At 66.0% G+C, this 16,883-nt stretch carries 18 protein-coding genes and 1 tRNA gene; 7 read left to right on the plus strand and 12 right to left on the minus strand.

What is annotated here, in order from left to right; all coding sequences use genetic code 11:
- Window positions 1-1,296 precede the first annotated feature (1,296 nt).
- From ABNG04_RS04090 to ABNG04_RS04100, 3 genes are all read right to left on the minus strand, one after another.
- Window positions 1,297-1,554 carry a DUF8053 family protein gene (locus tag ABNG04_RS04090; RefSeq protein WP_371160264.1) on the minus strand — a complete coding sequence of 86 codons (258 nt, stop codon included), beginning with the start codon at window positions 1,552-1,554 and terminating at the stop codon, window positions 1,297-1,299.
- A gap of 193 nt (window positions 1,555-1,747) precedes the next feature.
- Window positions 1,748-2,506, minus strand: coding sequence for a creatininase family protein (locus tag ABNG04_RS04095; RefSeq protein ID WP_371160266.1), 759 nt, complete (start codon window positions 2,504-2,506; stop codon window positions 1,748-1,750).
- A gap of 273 nt (window positions 2,507-2,779) precedes the next feature.
- On the minus strand, window positions 2,780-2,953 hold the full coding sequence (locus ABNG04_RS04100; RefSeq protein WP_371160268.1) for a hypothetical protein: 174 nt from the start codon (window positions 2,951-2,953) through the stop codon (window positions 2,780-2,782).
- A 113-nt stretch (window positions 2,954-3,066) separates the two neighbouring features.
- Between ABNG04_RS04100 and ABNG04_RS04105 the strand changes: the two genes are divergently transcribed.
- Complete coding sequence (locus ABNG04_RS04105; RefSeq protein WP_371160270.1) at window positions 3,067-3,744, plus strand: site-specific integrase; 678 nt, start codon at window positions 3,067-3,069, stop codon at window positions 3,742-3,744.
- Window positions 3,745-4,011: 267 nt separating this feature from the next.
- Entirely contained in the window at window positions 4,012-4,503 is a 492-nt protein-coding gene (locus ABNG04_RS04110) for a hypothetical protein (RefSeq protein WP_371160272.1), read from the plus strand.
- 121 nt (window positions 4,504-4,624) lie between these two features.
- Here ABNG04_RS04110 and ABNG04_RS04115 read toward each other — a convergent pair whose 3' ends face one another.
- On the minus strand, window positions 4,625-5,671 hold the full coding sequence (locus ABNG04_RS04115; protein ID WP_371160274.1) for a M42 family metallopeptidase: 1,047 nt from the start codon (window positions 5,669-5,671) through the stop codon (window positions 4,625-4,627).
- Window positions 5,672-5,872: 201 nt separating this feature from the next.
- Here ABNG04_RS04115 and ABNG04_RS04120 point away from each other — a divergent pair, with 201 nt between their 5' ends.
- Together ABNG04_RS04120 and ABNG04_RS04125 are read left to right on the plus strand one after the other, a co-directional pair.
- Window positions 5,873-7,300 carry a lamin tail domain-containing protein gene (locus ABNG04_RS04120; protein ID WP_371160276.1) on the plus strand — a complete coding sequence of 476 codons (1,428 nt, stop codon included), beginning with the start codon at window positions 5,873-5,875 and terminating at the stop codon, window positions 7,298-7,300.
- Window positions 7,297-7,593 (plus strand): DUF3006 domain-containing protein, encoded by a 297-nt coding sequence (locus ABNG04_RS04125; protein WP_371160277.1) that lies wholly within the window; start codon window positions 7,297-7,299, stop codon window positions 7,591-7,593. The genes ABNG04_RS04120 and ABNG04_RS04125 overlap by 4 nt, the downstream gene beginning before the upstream one ends.
- Window positions 7,594-7,736: 143 nt before the next feature.
- Here the strand turns inward: ABNG04_RS04125 and ABNG04_RS04130 are convergent, their stop codons facing one another.
- Entirely contained in the window at window positions 7,737-8,156 is a 420-nt protein-coding gene (locus ABNG04_RS04130; RefSeq protein WP_371160279.1) for a type IV pilin domain-containing protein, read from the minus strand.
- Window positions 8,157-8,387: 231 nt separating this feature from the next.
- On the opposite strand from ABNG04_RS04130, the gene ABNG04_RS04135 reads away from it, so the two are divergent.
- Window positions 8,388-9,890, plus strand: coding sequence for a replication factor C large subunit (locus tag ABNG04_RS04135; protein ID WP_371160281.1), 1,503 nt, complete (start codon window positions 8,388-8,390; stop codon window positions 9,888-9,890).
- An 18-nt stretch (window positions 9,891-9,908) separates the two neighbouring features.
- Here the strand turns inward: ABNG04_RS04135 and ABNG04_RS04140 are convergent, their stop codons facing one another.
- Window positions 9,909-11,054 (minus strand): sensor histidine kinase, encoded by a 1,146-nt coding sequence (locus tag ABNG04_RS04140; protein ID WP_371160283.1) that lies wholly within the window; start codon window positions 11,052-11,054, stop codon window positions 9,909-9,911.
- A gap of 145 nt (window positions 11,055-11,199) precedes the next feature.
- On the opposite strand from ABNG04_RS04140, the gene ABNG04_RS04145 reads away from it, so the two are divergent.
- Window positions 11,200-12,297 (plus strand): zinc-dependent alcohol dehydrogenase family protein, encoded by a 1,098-nt coding sequence (locus tag ABNG04_RS04145; protein ID WP_371160285.1) that lies wholly within the window; start codon window positions 11,200-11,202, stop codon window positions 12,295-12,297.
- Window positions 12,298-12,310: 13 nt separating this feature from the next.
- Here the strand turns inward: ABNG04_RS04145 and ABNG04_RS04150 are convergent, their stop codons facing one another.
- From ABNG04_RS04150 to ABNG04_RS04170, 5 genes are all read right to left on the minus strand, one after another.
- Window positions 12,311-13,039, minus strand: a complete 729-nt coding sequence (locus tag ABNG04_RS04150) for an amino acid ABC transporter ATP-binding protein (protein ID WP_371160287.1) — start codon at window positions 13,037-13,039, stop codon at window positions 12,311-12,313.
- A complete protein-coding gene (locus ABNG04_RS04155; RefSeq protein WP_371160755.1) occupies window positions 13,036-13,875 on the minus strand; it encodes an amino acid ABC transporter permease in 840 nt (279 codons plus the stop codon). Before ABNG04_RS04155 ends, ABNG04_RS04150 begins: the two co-directional genes overlap by 4 nt.
- Before the next feature lie 79 nt (window positions 13,876-13,954).
- Complete coding sequence (locus tag ABNG04_RS04160; protein WP_371160289.1) at window positions 13,955-14,776, minus strand: basic amino acid ABC transporter substrate-binding protein; 822 nt, start codon at window positions 14,774-14,776, stop codon at window positions 13,955-13,957.
- Window positions 14,777-14,915: 139 nt separating this feature from the next.
- Window positions 14,916-15,812, minus strand: coding sequence for a COX15/CtaA family protein (locus ABNG04_RS04165; RefSeq protein ID WP_371160291.1), 897 nt, complete (start codon window positions 15,810-15,812; stop codon window positions 14,916-14,918).
- A 129-nt stretch (window positions 15,813-15,941) separates the two neighbouring features.
- Window positions 15,942-16,397, minus strand: a complete 456-nt coding sequence (locus tag ABNG04_RS04170; protein ID WP_371160293.1) for a DUF5814 domain-containing protein — start codon at window positions 16,395-16,397, stop codon at window positions 15,942-15,944.
- Between the two features lie 163 nt (window positions 16,398-16,560).
- On the opposite strand from ABNG04_RS04170, the gene ABNG04_RS04175 reads away from it, so the two are divergent.
- Window positions 16,561-16,633, plus strand: a tRNA-His gene (locus tag ABNG04_RS04175).
- A gap of 50 nt (window positions 16,634-16,683) precedes the next feature.
- Here the strand turns inward: ABNG04_RS04175 and ABNG04_RS04180 are convergent.
- A complete protein-coding gene (locus tag ABNG04_RS04180; RefSeq protein ID WP_371160295.1) occupies window positions 16,684-16,878 on the minus strand; it encodes a hypothetical protein in 195 nt (64 codons plus the stop codon).
- Window positions 16,879-16,883 lie beyond the last annotated feature (5 nt).

Here is a 16,883-nt window from a genome sequence, read left to right on the forward strand (position 1 = left end):
TACCCGCCGCTGAGACAAGTATAGCTGATCGTGAAACAGTGCTGATGGCGCTGACCGACTCGCGCTCTGTATTCAGCAGTGACGTTGCTAACTACTAGAACTCTGTCAGTTGCGATGTAGTTGATTAAGGGGTTCGCGTAAAGTTCCACACAGCTCGATCTACAAATAAGTAGATTCATATGATTGATTAGGACCTGACAGATGTGCCGTGCTGAATATTAGAGGGTACATGTATCACGATGTTCATTTTATTCACAAGACACTTAACAACGGGCAATATCCGCGCATCGTGGAGCGCGATATGGAGAACTCAACTGGCCCTCCGCCACAACGTCAGGCGGTTCTTAGACGTACCTATACACTCCTCATCGCAGTGTTCGTACTATCGATCACCGTATTCGGATATGGTTTTGGGGTAATCGTCCGCCTTCTGCCGGCTGGATGGGGAATCTCAGGTATAGTTCAGTACATCGCTCTGATAATTGGGGCGCTCCTGAGCAGTCTGGTAGCACTCATCGCTGCGTGGCTATGGCGACAGGAGCAGCCACAGACACTCACGAGCGGACGGGCTATCCGCATGGGTACCATCGCTTCTGCGATGGCACTGGGAGTGACAATACTCTCTTATCGACTCCGAGTCGGCGAAGTTGAATTTCCTCGATCTCTGGGGTGGACGCTTATCGGCTGCCTCGGCATGAGTACACAGTTTGCTGTGGGAACAATCGAACCGAGACGGCGACGGTGGCTGACTCTACTGGTAGAATGTGGTATCATCTTCGCTGCTGTGTTTGCTTTTATAACCCTCAACCGCGGCTCGATTCCACCTAGTTCGTACTCGTTTCTAGCTGGTGGTGCGTCTGTGCTGCTTCTCGTTTCCGGCGGTCCGTTATACCTGTTGGGTAGCCACCTGAGTGAACTACCTCGGTGACCTAAGACGTAGTCGCCGATACGTATTAATTGTGGCCGACTCGCGCCCCATATTCAGCACGTCTCCAAGAACATGTCTCCTGTTAACGATTTCAACAGAGCTGAGATTTTGATTTCAATCAGCGCGAAGAATCTCGGCGAACCGCGGTGATGGGGAGATTGCGCGCGGGCGTGTACGCCAGCCCCCCACCCCCCGCGGGATGGAGGGTCGCATTTGTGGCGACGAGTGAGTGGTCAAGCGGTGGATAGATTCTCGTAGCTCTCGTGGCAGCCGGAGCGGACGTGCGATCGATAACGCCCGCTCCCTGCTCCGTTTAGATCAACTACTGTATCAGTAGTCCGTCAGGCAAGTATGCGAATGAAAAAGAGCTACAGGTCTGCCTTCGAAGCGGGGATCGAGCGCCCACCGGACCGTTTTGGAACTGGGGATTCCTCTGAGGAATCGCCGGTATTGACCCCGATCGGCTTGACCGTAATCGTCTCGTCGGACTGAGAGACGAGGAGGTGTGCGTCAACTACGTTATCATCGTCGTCGATGAGACCCCAACTCCGGGGTGTCTCCTTCGGGATGGCCATCCCGCCGCTTCCGTTGCCGAGGTCTCGTAGCTTCCGAATCTCACCAGACATCGTTTCAGTCTCAGGCTGGCAGCACTTGGAGCTACGAAATTAATATGTTTTTCTGGTGTGAAACAGCCGTCAGTACAGATCCGGGTGAGCTATTATACTGATCTCGGGCTACTGTGGCAACACTAAACACCGACCGATGAACAACCCGTTATCACATGACTCCGACGAACGAATTCTGAATATTGGTCACCGGTTAGACTGACCGGCGTTCGGTCTCGATGTGATTAACGTAGGTGTCCACTACTTTTTGTATAATCGTTTCACCAGCCTCAGCGGTCGCTTTAGTCGGATCTCCGAGTACACCGTTTTCGGTGATTGATTTGAATCCGTCACTGAGAAGCCGGCTCATAGAGATTGGCCCTTCAGTACCAGATGCGATGTTCTCCACTCTGACGAGATCCTCGTTTATCGCTAACACCACCGCTGTCTCGGCAGCCCCAGCGTGAATCACATCCTGATCGTAATCGATCCCCGCCTCGCTCAGGCCGTCGTTCAGTAATCGCATGTGTTCATCGAGGTCGGCGAGTGGAATCACCGTAGCGTCAATTTCTCGACCGATATCGGGTGCGACAGTCTTGACAGGGGCGAAGTTTCCGCCGTGCGTCGGGACTAAGACGATCTCCTCGAAGCCGTGTTCATCGAGTGATCGGCAGTATCCCCGGACCACATCCATCAGTGTCTCAGGCGGGATTGTAATTGTCCCAGGGAACTCCATGTGGTGACCCGAGCAGCCGGGCCGAATTGTCGGCGCAGCAAGCGCATCTCCCAGTGTCTCTGCGATACGTCGGGCGAGTTCGTCACCATCCAGTGTGTCCATATTCAGCGGTAGATGGGGGCCGTGCTGTTCGATCGAGCCAACGGAGACTATCGCGGTCCGTGTGCCGTTTTTGAGCGCCGATTCAACTTCTGGCCATACCATCTCCTCAAGGAGTATTGACCCGCGAGAAGGCATACACGAGCCATTTCCCACCGGATAGGCTAAAAATATTGCCATGATTAGGAGAGACGCCGTGTCGCTCTAAGCAAAGCCGCTATCCACGTGCTCTGTACTGACCACACCCAGCCAAAATGTATGATTTCTGGCACTGTTGAAATCCTCAATAGATGTCACGGTTGGCTTGCTATGGTCAGTACAGAGGCTGTAGTCGGCAACCGTCGACGCTCCTTCACGCGGGCTACGGCACAAGAGAGTAGCTTACCGCTCTACGTTCTCCTCACCCGTTGCTCAGGTGTCTGCGTCCCGTATGGACATAACGACACTCCCAACTAGTGCCAGGACAGCGAGGCCGAGTCCGGCGAACAGGAAGCTTGCCCCGCCTTCGGTTACCGGTAACGCGGTCTGAACGCCAAACAGCATCAGCACGATGCTGAAGAGGAGCGTATCCGTACTAAGAGACATATCCGGTGAACTGGATTCGGGAGTCATAATCTCTGTGAACAACCGAGAACGATGGCCGCTCCCTGTCTCTGCCGTCAACCCCGACTCACGACTCCGAGTTCGGTGCTAACTCTATGCTCTGTGTTCAGCACGTCCCTCTGAGGATCAAGAAATCTGGCAGGACCCACAGCGGTACATCCAACACCGTCCTCGTAAAGGCCACCACATACTACAAACCCGACGATGAGGACGCCTACGAGACGGATCAGTGGGGCTACACAGAGACGGAGTACCTCCCCGATGAGATCGGCCCGCACCTGTACATGGTGAGCCGCCTGGAGTCCGGGACGCGACTGAAAAACCACCTGAAGAGCCAGCGCGTCGTCTCGCTCACGGCCGAGGAGGTCGAGGTACTCCGCGACTACATCGAGACGAAGCGGATCGACAAGACCGACGACGCGGACCGCGAGCCGCTCGTCACGACGGTTCAGGGTCGCCCGACAGATGCGAGTGTCCGCCGGTGGATGTACATGATGACGCAGCCCTGCCTGATCGGCGACTGTCCCCACGACCGTGATCCGGACGACTACGATTTCTTGGAACACGGCTACGAGAGCGGTTGTCCGTCGACCCACTCGCCCCACCGCATCCGGACGGGGACGATCTACAACATGCGGGAGCAGGGGATTTCGGTTGAGGACGTGGCGGAGCGCGTCGACGCGACGCCGGAGACCGTGCGGCAGCACTACGACTTCAGTGCGGACATGAAGCGCCTGGAAAACCGACGCAGCCAATTCGAGGATTTACAATGATAAACAAAGCGATAAACGAAGCTTATATCCCGTCTAGCGGCCGCTCAGCGGTCCCATACGAAATTTTTCGCGGACCGTCCGAAAACGACCAGCTCGTCGTCGGTCGTGCGGACATATACGAATCGGCTACTCGTCGCGTAGATACGGCCGTGCGCACAGACACGAATCGTCACCGAGAGGGCCTCGCAGGACCTTCAGGCACCGTCGGCTACCTCGCCCTACCTCGTCAGCCACGAACTTTTTCTCCGCGTTTATCCATTCAATATTATGGCCCGCCTGACCCGTCGGAAGGCCCTCCAAACGGGCGGAAGCGCGATCGTCGCCGGCCTCGCGGGGTGTAGTACGCTCGACCGTGGCGCGTCCCCTGCCCTCAGGCTCGGCGAGATCGAAGTGGAGAACCTCGACTTTCGACCCCACACCGTCTCGGTCGCGATACTCGACGACGAGGAGCCGCTGTACTGGACGGAGATGGACGTCTCGGCGGCCGAACCGGAAGCGGACGATTCCTCGAGCGTAGCGGCGGCCGGCAGTGGCTCCTTCGAAGGGTTCCCGACCCAGGTCGAGGGGTGCCTGCTCTATGCGTGGCGCGACGACCAACCGACTTCGGAGTGGGAGGCGTTCGACTTCGGCGAGGTGCACGCGTCGTGTCTCGGACTGAACGTCCACATCGGAGGCGTCCAACGGTCCCGCACGGGTGACGTGTCCGTCTGGTACACGACGAATCCCAACGCCTGCGAGACCACCGACGATCGCGGCTGACGGACGTATCCTCCGTAGTCGGTCGCGGGCCGCAGACCCGCCGACACCGCGAGACTTCGACGGCGGCGACGTGTCGCACGCCGCTCCGGCCCTTCCGCTCGCCGGCACGTCGCTTCTGTGCTCACCGGAGAGTTCCGCTCTCGGTGTCGAGGAAGGCGGTGAGGAGGTCGACGGCGGCCTCGATGTCGTTCACGTTCGCCGTTTCGACGGCGGAGTGATGGTAGCGAACGGGGATCGAGAGCGCTCCGACCGGCCGCGCGCCGCCGGTGGTCTGGAGCCCACCGGTGTCGGTCCCGATGTTCCAGGACACCTCGCGCTGGAAGCGGATGTCGCGGCTCTCGGCGACGGACTCGAACCGTTCCACGACGCTCGGGGTCGTAATGACGGTCGCGTCTTTCCGCTTGATCCCGACGCCGTCGCCGAGCGCCGAGATCGCGTTCGACGGGTCGACCCCCGGATACGACTGCTCCAGCGTCCCGTCGAGCGCGACCACGAGGTCGGGGTCGACGTCCACTCCCAGGGCGGTCGCGCCGCGTAGGCCGACCTCCTCTTGGACCGTCGCGGCGTAGTGGACGGTCACGTCTGGGTCCGCACGTCTCGCGGTCTCCAACATGACGTACACGCCCGCGCGGTCGTCCAGTGAGGAACCGGAGACGCACTCGCCGATCTCTCGCAGGTCGCTGTCGAAGGTCACGACGTCGCCGACGCCGAACCGGCGGTTCGCCTCCTCGGGGTCGAGCCCGGTGAAGACGTGCGCGTCGTCGAGCGTCCAGTCGTCCGGCGCCTCGTCGGCGGCGGTGTGCGCGGCGGTGATGCCGATCACGCCGTCGTAGTCGCCCTCCCGCGTGTGGACGGTGACCGGGTGCCCGCGGAGCGCGTCCGGGTTCCAGCCGCCGAGGGACTCGACGGAGAGGAAGCCGTCGTCGTCGACGTCGCTCACGATGAGCCCGATCTCGTCCATGTGCGCGGCGACAAGCACCTCGTAGTCGGGGTCCGCGCTCCCGCGGACGGTCGCGACGACGTTCCCCATCGCGTCCGTCCGCACGGCGTCGACGGGCGGGAGTTCGTCGCGCACGACGTCGCGCACGCGGTCCTCGTACCCGGCCGGACCGGGGGCGTCCGTCAACCGCGCCAGCAGATCGAAGTCGACCGTCGCGTTCGCGGTCATGATCGAACGCTGGCGTGTCGCGCCTGAAAACACGGCGGATTCCGACAGAATCGGTGCGACCGATGGCGGCAATCGGGAAACGGGAGCCCCCTTTCCGCCGATTACCGTCTGTCACGGAGCCCGCGGCCCGTATCCGATTCGTTCACGTGTGGATCGCCAACAGATGCGTACCTCTTTGCCCCCGTAACATGTTAACGAAACATGAAACGAACGGGCGGTGCGTTCCCCGTCCTCCTCGTCGTGGGGATCGTCTTTCTCGTGGGCTGCGCCGGCGCGGTCCCCGGCGAGCAGGCGCCGACGGGGCCGGACGCGGGCGACGACGCGACGGTCGAGGCGGCGAACGACACCGTCGAGATCCACTACATCAACGTCGGGCAGTCGGTCAGCACGCTTGTCCTCGGGCCGGACGGAGAGACGATGCTCGTCGACACGGGCCACTACAACGACGACGGCGAGTACGTGTTGGCGTACCTCCGGCGGCACGGGATCGACCGGATCGACCACCTCGTCGTCTCGCACAACGACGCGGACCACATCGGCGGCAACGCGGCGATCATCGAACACTACCAGACGGAGGCGGAGGGGGTCGGTGCCGTCTACGACCCCGGTATCGCCGCCAGCACGCAGACCTACGCCGAGTACCTCGACGCCGTCGAGGAACACGACGTGACGCTGTACGAGACACGCGAGGGCGACGCGATCCAGTTCGGCGCGGTCGATGTCGACGTGCTCGGTCCGCCCGACCCGTACCTCGAGGGCGAAGCCCGCAACGAGAACAGCATCGTCCTCAAGCTCACCTACGGGGAGACGAGCTTCCTCCTGTCCGGTGACGCCGAGGACGATCAGGAGGCGTATCTGGTCGACGCGTACGGGTCGGAGCTGCGGTCGACCGTGCTGAAGGCCGGCCATCACGGATCGTCGAGCTCGTCGAGCGGCTCGTTCATCGACGCGGTCGCGCCGGAGGCGATCGTCGTCTCGAGCGCGTACGACTCGCGCTACGGCCACCCGACGGAGGAGGTGCTCCAGCGGTTCGCGGATCGGTCGCTCCCGACCTACTGGACCGCCACGCACGGGTCGATCGTCCTCGTGAGCGACGGCAACGGCGTCTCCGTGCGGACGCAGCGCGACGCGCTCACGGACCCGCTAACGCTCCGCGACGGCGAGCCGATCGAACTGGACGCGGGCGACGACGCCGTCGAACGCGACCGGCTCGGCGGCGATCCGGTCGACGACAGCTCCGGAGATGAGACCGACGAGAGCGACGACGAAAACGAGACGACGTCGACCGATCCGACCGCGACCATCGAGGTCGCGGCGATCAACGCGGACGCCGAGGGCGACGAGGGCGAGAACCTGAACGGCGAGTACGTCGTCTTCGAGAACGCGGGCGACGATCCGGTCGACCTGTCCGGGTGGACCGTCGCGGACGAGGCGAGCCGGAGCTACGGGTTCCCGTCAGGCTTCACGCTCGACGCGGGCGCGACGGTGACGCTCCGGACGGGGGGCGGGATCGACACCACCACCGAACTGTATTGGGGGTCGGGGTCGCCGATCTGGAACAACGCCGGCGACACGGTGACACTCTCGGACGCCGACGGGGAACGCGTCTTGGAGGTGAGCTACGAGTGACCGACGTCGACCTCCCCGACGGCGAGTACACCGCGGTCGTCGACAACGTCGAGGACGGCCTGGCGACCGCATTCTTCGAACGCGACGGCGAGGAGGTGGGGAACGCGGTGGTGGACGCCGCGCAGCTCCCGTCGGACGGACGCCACGCGGACGCGGTCCTCTCGGTGACGGTCAGCGGCGGACGTCTCGACTCCGCCACGTACGAGCCCGAACGGACGGAGCGCCGCGCGGAGGCGGCCCAGGACCGGTTCGATCGGCTCTCGGAGCGGCCGCCCTCCGACGGGGATTCGTAATCGGTTCCCGCGGAAGGGCTCGCTTCTGGAGCGACGGCTCGATCGGGGGTGTTCGACCGCGGACGACCCGCTATCGGACGCCGTCCGTTCCCGTAGCGCGCCGAAAAACCGATGTCGAGAGCGACAGTGGGGAGTCTACGCGATCAGCTGAAGTCCCACGCGGTTTCGAAGATGGAGTTCCCGCTCGGGTCGTGGACGATCCGGACGGTGGCCTCGCCGCTCGGGGCGGGGCTGATGCTGCTGTAGTTCAGCGACTTCCGTTCTCCCGTCTGCCAGTCGCCGTCATTGATGCTACTGCTCGCCCGCGTGCCGTCGATCGAGAGCGTCAGATCGCTCGTGTCGAGCGTCTCCCCGCCGTTTTTCGTGACGTTGACAACCGACGAGTTGTTGCCGTCGACGGTGAACGTCGCCTGCGGCGCGGTGGGGCCAAGCTGGTCGCCGAGACCGAGCACGAACGTCCCGATGACGGCGGCGAGGATGACAGTGATCGCGACCATCAGGATGACGCCGATAACGGGACTCACCGCGCGGTCGTCCGCGTCGGAGTGGGTGCGTGATTTCATACAGTGAATCCAGCGGGTCACCGACGAACGCGAGGCGGAGCGCCCGGACTCACCGTCGAGGGATAGGCTCCGTGCGGTCGGCTGCTGGTTGGCCGGGACGTCGCGGACCGCCCTTATGTACTTGCTGACGCGAATACCAGAGTCGAAAATCGATCGGCGAGCCCCGCCGCCGCCGGCCCGCTCGGCCACCGCTCCGCAACCACTAAACGCGGCTCGCTCCTTGCTTCGGTAATGCCCGACTGGACGGAGAAGTACCGCCCGAGCACGCTCTCGGAGGTGCGCGGCAACGACAAGGCCCGGGACGCGTTCGCGGAGTGGGCCCGCTCATGGGACGACCACCGCGAGGCGGTCGTCCTCCACGGTAGCCCCGGCGTCGGGAAGACGAGCGCGGCGCACGCGCTCGCGAACGACATGGAGTGGGAGACGGTGGAGCTGAACGCCTCCGACCAGCGCACCGCCGACGTCATCGAGCGGTTCGCCGGGCGCGCGGCGCGCAACGCCACGCTGGGCGGGAGCGCGGCCGGCGGCGGCGTGGCGGGCGGCGACACCGCCTCGCGGCAGCTCGTCATCGTGGACGAGGCCGACAACATCCACGGCAACTACGACCGCGGCGGCGCCTCGGCGATCACGAAGCTGGTCAAGGAGTCCGGCCAGCCCATCGTGCTCATCGCCAACGACTACTACGACATGTCGCGCGGGCTCCGGAACGCGACCCAAGAGATCGAGTTCCGCGACGTCTCCGCGCGTTCCATCGTTCCCGTCCTCCGCGACGTCTGCCGCAAGGAGGGGATCGAGTTCGAGTCCGATGCCCTCCAGCGGATCGCTGAGGGGAACCGCGGCGACCTGCGCGGCGCGATCAACGACCTCCAGGCCGCCACGCAGGGTCGCGACTCGATCACGGTCGCGGACGTCGTCACCGGCGACCGAGACAAGGCGCTCGGACTCTTCCCGTTCCTCGACGCCGTGCTGAAAGAGGAGTCTGCCGAGGAGGCGCTCCAGTCGGCGTACGCCGTCGACGAGACGCCCGACGACCTGACGGCGTGGATCGAGAACAACCTCCTCGACGTGTACGAGCCGGCGGAGGCGGTCCGCGCGTACGACTTCCTCGCGAACGCCGACGTGTGGCTCGGCCGCGTCCGCGCCACGCAGAACTACTCCTACTGGCGGTACGCGACCGACAACGCGGCCGCCGGGGTCGCGGCCGCCCGCGACGGTGAGAAGGGCGGGTGGACACGGTACGGCCGTCCACAGTTCTGGTCGTCCTCAGACGCGACCGCGGACGAGGTCGTCGGGAAGATCGCGGCCGCGAGCGGGTGTAGCGTCGCGACCGCCAGACGCGAGGTGTTGCCGTTCCTTCAGGCGGTCACCCATCACTGTAAACCGCGCGAGCTGACCGTCGCGATGGCGGCGGCCTACGACCTCGACGAGGAAGGCGTTGCCTTCGTCACCGGTTCCGGCGAGTCGACGAACAAGGTAGCGTCCATCGTCGAGGACGCGCAGGCCCGGCGCGAGGAACTGATCGAGGAGCACGCAGACGGCGCGTTCGCGCTCGGACAGGCGGACCGCGGGGACGACGAGGTCGACCCGGTCGCGGCCGACGAGTTGGCGGGCGACGGCGCCGGCGAAACCGCGGCCGAAACCGAGCAGCCCGCGTCGGCGGACGGCGCGGCCGCTGACGAGCCGACCGACGACGAGGAAGACGACGATCAGGCCGGGCTCACGGACTTCATGTGAGCCGACCGCGGGCGTCGGTCACCGGTTCCCGCCGCCACTGAGGCACGGCGAACTCGGCCCCGAGCCGCCGTCGCTCGCCCCCGCGGCCTCGATCGACTCCGCGCAGCAGAACTCGAACCGCGCGCCGCCCTCGCGACTTTCCGTCACCGAGACGGTCCACTCGTGCGCCTCCGCGATCCGTTCGACGATGGCGAGCCCGAAGCCCGTCCCGTCGGGCGCGGTCGTGTGCCCCGGCTCGAAGACGTCGTTTCGCTGCTCGGGGGGGATCCCCGGACCGTTGTCCGCGACGTAGAGCCCTTCGTCCGTCCGGCCGACCCGGATACAGACCGCGACGTCGTCGGGGTCGGCGGAAGCCTCGTCGGTCTGCGACCCCTCTCGCGAGGCGAACGTCCCGGGCGCGACGCGGTCGTCGGCCTCGTCACCGCCGGCGCGGTCGGCCTCGTCGGGGGTCCCGTGTTCGATCGCGTTCCGAAAGAGGTTCTCGAGTGCCTGCCGGAGCCTGTCGGCGTCGCACGTTACCGTCCCGAGGGACCCCTCGACGATGAGCGCGGCGTCGGACGCTTCGCCGACGGTCCCCCACGCGCGATCGACGACCGACCGGAGGTCGGTCGGCTCGGCGGTCTGGACCGTCTTGCCCTCGCGGGCCAGCGTCAGGAGGTGGCTGATGAGGTCGTCCATGCGGTTGAGCGCGTCGAGCGCGCGGTCCAGCCGCTCGGACGACGCGTCGTTGCCGAGCTCGTCGGCCAACTCGACGTTGCCGACCGCCACGGAGAGCGGGCTCCGGAGGTCGTGGCTCACGACGCTCGCGAACTCCTCGAGCTGTTCCCGCTGTCGCTCCAGCCGCCTTCGGCGCTCGACGCGCTCGTCGGCGAGGAAGAGGTACCCCTCCACGTCGCCGTTCTCCGTCCGCCGCCCGCGCTCGTGGACCCACTGCGGCTCCCCGTCGGCGGCGACTCGGTACACGACGTCGACCGGGCCGCCGTTCCGCAGCGCCTCTCGCAGCCGCTCCCGGTCCTCCTCGGCCACGCAGTCCAGCCAGCCGCCGTCGGGGCGCTCCGGCGCGTCCAGCCGCGGCTCCCCGGAGGCCTCGATCACAAACCGGGCGGGGTCGGCCCCGGGCCGTCGATACGCGATCCCGGGGCGCCGTTGCATCGGTCGCGACACGTGTCAACGAGTCGACTGGGACATGATAAACCTTACTCGCCTATCACTTGTCATGCGCTGAGATCAAGTCGAAAAAGTGCGAAATAATCCGGATACGGTCGAGATTCCCGGGAGACCTTTGTCGGTTCCCCCGGTGGATCGACGCATGCGCGCAGCGATCCTGCGAGACTACGGCGAGCCGCTTGCGGTCCGCGAGCTTCCCGACCCCGAACCCGCGTCCGACGGTGCCGTCGTCCGCGTCGACGCCTGTGGCGTCTGCCGCAGCGACTGGCACGCGTGGTCCGGCCACGGCGAGTGGGCGGACGACCGCGTCTCGCGCGGCCAAGTGCTCGGCCACGAACCGGCCGGCGAGGTCGTCGCCGTCGGCGACGAGGTCGACCGGTTCCGCCCCGGCGACCGCGTGGTCGTCCCTTTCTCGCTCGGCGACGGCACCTGTCCGCACTGCCGCCGCGGAGCCGGCAACGTCTGCGAGGACGGGCGCGCGCTGGGGTTCGAGGCCGCCGCCCCGGGCGCCTTCGCGGAGCGCGTGGCGGTCCCGGCGGCCGACTACAACCTCGTCGAGCGCCCCGAGTGGCTGGGCGCGACCGCGGCCGCGGCGCTCGGCTGTCGGTACATGACCGCGTACCACGCGCTCGCCGAGCGGACGACCGTCGGCGGCGGCGACGCCGTCGCCGTCCACGGGTGCGGGGGCGTCGGCCTCTCCGCGGTCCAGATCGCCGCGGCGCTCGGGGCGCGCGTGATCGCCGTCGACGTCGACGACGCGGCCCTCTCGCTCGCTCGCGATCTGGGCGCCGCCGAGACCGTGAACCCGACCGCGGCCGACGCGGGCGCGGCGACCGAGGACGGCGGGACGGCCGGAACCGTTCCCGAGCGCGTTCGCGACCTGACCGACGGGGGAGCGGACGTCTCGCTCGACGCCCTCGGGATCGCGGAGACCTGCCGCAACTCCGTCCGGTCGCTGCGTCCACGGGGCACACACGTCCAGGTCGGGCTCACGACTGACGCCGAACGCGGCGAGGTGTCGCTCCCGACCGACTGGATGACCCGGTGGGAGATCTCGTTCCTCGGGTCGCGGGGGATGCCGCCGACGAGCTACCCGGATCTGTTCGCGCTGATCGAGGCGACGGGGATCGACCCCGGCGGGCTGGTCGCCCGCGAGCTGTCCCTGTCGGAGATCTCTGACCGACTCGCCGCAATGGATGAGTACGACGTGCGGGGCGTCGAGGTCGTGACCGAGTTCTGAGCGCGGCCCGACCCTACAGCAGCCGCGAGAGGAACTGCTGGCCGCGATTCGTCGACGGCTCGTCGAAGAAGGACCGCGTCTCCGTCCGCTCGACGACCCGGCCGTCGGCCATCAGGACGATGCGGTCGCCGACCTCGCGGGCGAACCCCATCTCGTGGGTGACGAGGACCATCGTCATCCCGTCGGCCGCGAGCCCCTCGATCACGTCGAGCACCTCGCCGACGAGTTCGGGGTCCAGGGCGCTCGTGACCTCGTCGAACAGCATCACCCGTGGCTCCATCGCGAGCGCGCGGGCGATGGCGACGCGCTGTTGTTGGCCGCCCGAGAGCGCGCCCGGGTACGACTCGGCCTGATCGGCGAGCCCGACCCGGTCGAGGAGGTCGGCCGCCGCCCGTTTCGCCTCGCCCTCCGGCTCGCCTTTCACCTTTTCCGGCGCGAGCGCGACGTTCTCCAGCGCGGTCTTGTGCGGGAAGAGGTTGAACGACTGGAACACCATCCCGATCTGCTGTCGGATCTCGTTGACGTCCGTCTCGATCACCGACTGACCGTCGAGCCGGATGTCGCCGCCCTGGATCTCCTCCAACCGATTCGCACATCGGAGCAGCGTCGATTTCCCGGACCCGGACGGTCCGATGACGACGACGACCTCGCCTTCGTCGACGTCGACGTCGACGTCGTACAGCACCTGCGTGTCGCCGAACGACTTGTCGACCCCGTCGAACTCGACGAGCGGACCGGTCACGCCTCCTCACCTCCGTCGTCGTCGTCGCCGGAGCCGAGCCCCGACAGCCGGCCGAACATGCGGCTGTCGGACCCCCAGTCCGACCGGCGCTCCAGTCCGTTGACGAGCTGGCTCATCGACATCGTGATCGCGAGGTAGAGCACGCACACCCACACGAGCGGGGTCCACGGGTCCAGTTGGTTGCTGTTGATATTTCGGAACACGCTCATGATCTCCGGGACGGCGATAACGGTCAGCAGCGAGGTGTCTTTCACGAGGATGATCTGGTCGTTGCCGATGGCCGCGAGCGCGTTGCGCCACGCCTGCGGGAGGACGACCTGCCGCAGCGCCATCACGCGCGACATCCCGAGCGACCGCGCCGCCTCCATCTGGCCGTTCGGGACGGCGTCGATCCCGCCGCGGATCGCCTCGCCGACGTACGCCCCGTGGTTCAGCGTGAGTCCGATGATCGCGGCCGGGATCGCCCAGTCCGAGAAGGGGAACTCGCCGGTCGCCCAGAGTCGGGGGACGCCGAAGTAGATGACGAACAGCTGGAACAGGAGGGGCGTGCCGCGGAAGAACTCGACGTACCCCTTCGCGATCCGTCCGGTGACGTTCGACGTCGAGATCCGGCCGAGCCCAACGAGGACGCCGAGCGACACGGAGAGGAGACTCGAGATCACGACGATCTGGACGACCAGGAAGAACGCCTCCGCGAATCGCCGCGCAATGAGCGGCGAGGCGAGCAGGTCGTAGTTGACCTGCGTCGAGAGGATCCAGGCTAAGAGCCCCCCGATGGCCAACACGAACCCCCCGGCGGCCACCTCGCCGACCCGCTTCACCAGCCGGTCGCGCATCAGTACGCCGCCGCCGCTCGACTCCGATTCTGTCTGTGTTGCCATGTGATGTCAGGTAGAAACGGCGAGGTCCGGAGACTCAGCCGTCGAAGTACTCGTTGTAGATCTCTTCGTACGTGCCATTCTCGCGGATCGTCGCGAGGGCTCCGTTGACCTCCTCTCGGAAGTCGTCGTCGTCCTGCCGGAACGCGATCCCGTACTCCTCGATGGTCAGCGTGAGGTACGGCGGCGCGTTGTCGCGGTCGGCCGCGACGCCGTCGCCCTCGAGGAAGACGACCTCCTCGTTCTCTGCGGCGAACGAGGCGCTCACGGTGTTGTCGTTGATGACTGCGTCCACCTGATTGTTGAGCAGCGCGTCGAACGCGCCGTTAATCTGGTCGTAGCTCTCGATCTGGAGGTCGCCGTCGAACTCCTCCTGGAGGTCCTCGGCGGCGGCCTCGCCGGTCGTCCCGCGCTGGACGCCAACGGCCGTGCCTTGGAGGTCCTCGCGGGAGCCGATGTCGCTGCCCTCTAAGAGGAGGACGGTCTGGTACGCGGTGAAGTACGGGTCCGAGAAGTCGACCCGCTCGGCGCGCGACTCGTTGATCGTCATCGCGCTCATGATCACGCGGAAATTCGCGTTGTTCAGCGACGCGATGATCCCGTCGAAGGAGGTCTCCTGGAACTCGTAGTCCATGTCGAGCTGTTCGCCGAACACGGCCTCGGCGATCTCGACGTCGAATCCGATGAGGTCGCCCGCTTCGTTGCGGTACTCGAAGGGCGCGTACGGGATGTCGGAGCCGATGGTGATCGTCTCGCCGCCGCCCCCGCCGCCGCCGATACAGCCTGCGGTGGCCGCCAGGCCACTCGCACCGACCGCGGTCAGGTACTGTCGCCGGTTCACAGCACGGTTTTCGTCCATACACCGTCCGTCGGTTGATCACGGTTTCAACGTTTCGGCCGCGGGGTAGCAATATTTGCCGAACTGCGGGGGTCTGACAGGGTCGTTCAGGAGAGACGCCGATTCGATCGCGGCCGCCACGCGACGGCGAGCGGCCCGATCAGTCGCCGCCGATCGGCACGGAGCCGTCGCGCACCTCGTCTGCCCCGCGGAGCGTCCACGCCGCGCCCGCAGCGAGCGCGACCGCGACGCCCAGCGCGACGAGGTTGATCTGCTGCCACGTCGCGGTGTACAACACGAGGTCGCGGCCGAGCAGCAGCGTGCCGACGAGCGCGCCAATCGACCCGACCGCGAGCGCGCGGACGGCCTTCGCGGTGCCCGCGCCGAGCCCGTCGTAACTCGACCGGACCGCCTCCGTCGCGTAAGCGATCGTCGCGACGAGCCCGAGGTGGCCGGCGAGCCCGGTGACGTAGAAGGCGGCCTGGGCCGGCGGCGCGTAGGTGAGGAACGGGACCGCCCGCGAGAAGAGCGCGCTGGCGACGATCCCGGCGAGTGCGATGCCCGCGGCCGCGCGGAGCAGCCGCGCGTTCCCGCGCCCGCCGCCCCAGATGGTCGCGAGCGCCAGCAGCGTGAAGATCGTCAGCGCCACGGACAGGTGTGCGGCGTGGGTCGACACCGTATACCCGCCGGGGACGAGGCCGCTGAGGGTGACGGTGATCGCGCCGACCGTGATCTGTACCGGGAGGATTGCGACCGCCAGCGTCGCGGCCAGTCGAGTCCGGCGGTCGAACCCGGAGCCGAGCCAGGTCCACCCGGCGACCCCAACGATGAGGAAGCCGGTGACCATCGCCCACGCCCGGTGGAACCACTCGATGAAGTCGGGGTTGATCGTGAGCGCCGGGATCAGCTGGTCGGAACACAGCGGCCACTGGGCCTGACACGCCAGCCCCGAGCCGGTCGCCGCGGTGTAGACGCCGAGCGAGAAGAGGACGAGCGTCATCCCCGTCGTCGCCGCCGCGTATCGCCTGAACGTTAGCCACGCGGGCCGAAGACTCATTAGCCGAATTCGGGCGTGCGCGCACTTAGACCGTTCGGCCGCTCCCCGCCACCGGGAAGCGGACCCGCGGGTCGTCGGACGGCGACGGTCGGTCGAATTACTCGCGCGTCGTGCGACGAGCGCGGACGCTCACCCGGACAGCTCCCGCTTCGCCCTCCGGGCCCGCTCGGACATCTCCTCGTTCCCGTCGACGTCCGCGAGGGTCTCGACGGCCTCCAGCTTTCGCACGGAGTCGTCGAGGAAGGAGAGCACGTCGCCGGTGTACGCGTACACCATGTAGTCGTCGGTCATCACGTCGACGATGGCCTGCGGGCCGAGCCCCTCGGCGCGCAGTTCGAGGACGTAGCGCATGAACTTCTCCTCGGGACAGCCGCAGTAGGGGTTCGCGTCGCAGTTACAGTCGAGGAAGTCCTCGGCGAAGTCGAGGACGCGGTCGCGGCTCGTCTCGTCGAGCTTCGAGAGGCCGTCGCCGGTGAACAGCAGGTCGAGGGTCGCGCCGGCGAACGCCCCCTTCGGGATGTTCGCCTCCAGCTGGGAGGCGAGCTGCCGGTGGTTCTTCACGTAGATCTTGTCGGTAAAGGCCACAGTTAGCAGTTCGTACGCCCGCAGCCCTCAAAAGCGACGCGGTGACCAATTCCTCGGGGCGTATCCCGTGGGCGGGGCGATCCGCTGCGGACGCCACTCGATGCCACGCCCGTCCGGGAGTCGTAACCGTTATTTATCGAAGCGGGGTAGTTGACGACGCGTGTCCGGGTTAGGGTAGTGGACTATCCTTCAGCCTTGTGGAGGCTGAGACGCGGGTTCGATTCTCGCACCCGGACCTTCTCGCGGCTCGCATCTCACCGCTCGTCTTCCCTCCTCTCAGCCGGGGCTATCGCATCCCTTCGAGGGTCTGTAGGTACCGGAACCCCGTCTCGCTGTAGTCCTTCGAGGACGACCCTGCGGCGTCGCGAAGCTCCGCGATTCGGTCCGTGTAGTCGTCGTCGATCACCAGCCGGACGGCGGGTTCGTGAGCCGACTCGGTGCGTTCGACGACCTCGGCGAGCCCGTCGGTCTGGTGTCCCACGCTGA

Origin of the sequence: Halorubrum miltondacostae, assembly GCF_041379815.1 — an archaeon.
Classification (GTDB): Archaea; Halobacteriota; Halobacteria; order Halobacteriales; family Haloferacaceae; genus Halorubrum; species Halorubrum miltondacostae.

What these genes read in the sequence shown, in the direction of transcription:
- ABNG04_RS04090 (WP_371160264.1), bottom strand. Translation starts at nt 1,554, where the DNA reads ATGTCTGGTGAGATTCGGAAGCTACGAGACCTCGGCAACGGAAGCGGC.
- ABNG04_RS04095 (WP_371160266.1), bottom strand. Translation starts at nt 2,506, where the DNA reads ATGCCTTCTCGCGGGTCAATACTCCTTGAGGAGATGGTATGGCCAGAA.
- ABNG04_RS04100 (WP_371160268.1), bottom strand. Translation starts at nt 2,953, where the DNA reads ATGTCTCTTAGTACGGATACGCTCCTCTTCAGCATCGTGCTGATGCTG.
- ABNG04_RS04105 (WP_371160270.1), top strand. Translation starts at nt 3,067, where the DNA reads ATGCTCTGTGTTCAGCACGTCCCTCTGAGGATCAAGAAATCTGGCAGG.
- ABNG04_RS04110 (WP_371160272.1), top strand. Translation starts at nt 4,012, where the DNA reads ATGGCCCGCCTGACCCGTCGGAAGGCCCTCCAAACGGGCGGAAGCGCG.
- ABNG04_RS04115 (WP_371160274.1), bottom strand. Translation starts at nt 5,671, where the DNA reads ATGACCGCGAACGCGACGGTCGACTTCGATCTGCTGGCGCGGTTGACG.
- ABNG04_RS04120 (WP_371160276.1), top strand. Translation starts at nt 5,873, where the DNA reads ATGAAACGAACGGGCGGTGCGTTCCCCGTCCTCCTCGTCGTGGGGATC.
- ABNG04_RS04130 (WP_371160279.1), bottom strand. Translation starts at nt 8,156, where the DNA reads ATGAAATCACGCACCCACTCCGACGCGGACGACCGCGCGGTGAGTCCC.
- ABNG04_RS04135 (WP_371160281.1), top strand. Translation starts at nt 8,388, where the DNA reads ATGCCCGACTGGACGGAGAAGTACCGCCCGAGCACGCTCTCGGAGGTG.
- ABNG04_RS04145 (WP_371160285.1), top strand. Translation starts at nt 11,200, where the DNA reads ATGCGCGCAGCGATCCTGCGAGACTACGGCGAGCCGCTTGCGGTCCGC.
- ABNG04_RS04155 (WP_371160755.1), bottom strand. Translation starts at nt 13,875, where the DNA reads ATGCGCGACCGGCTGGTGAAGCGGGTCGGCGAGGTGGCCGCCGGGGGG.
- ABNG04_RS04160 (WP_371160289.1), bottom strand. Translation starts at nt 14,776, where the DNA reads ATGGACGAAAACCGTGCTGTGAACCGGCGACAGTACCTGACCGCGGTC.
- ABNG04_RS04165 (WP_371160291.1), bottom strand. Translation starts at nt 15,812, where the DNA reads ATGAGTCTTCGGCCCGCGTGGCTAACGTTCAGGCGATACGCGGCGGCG.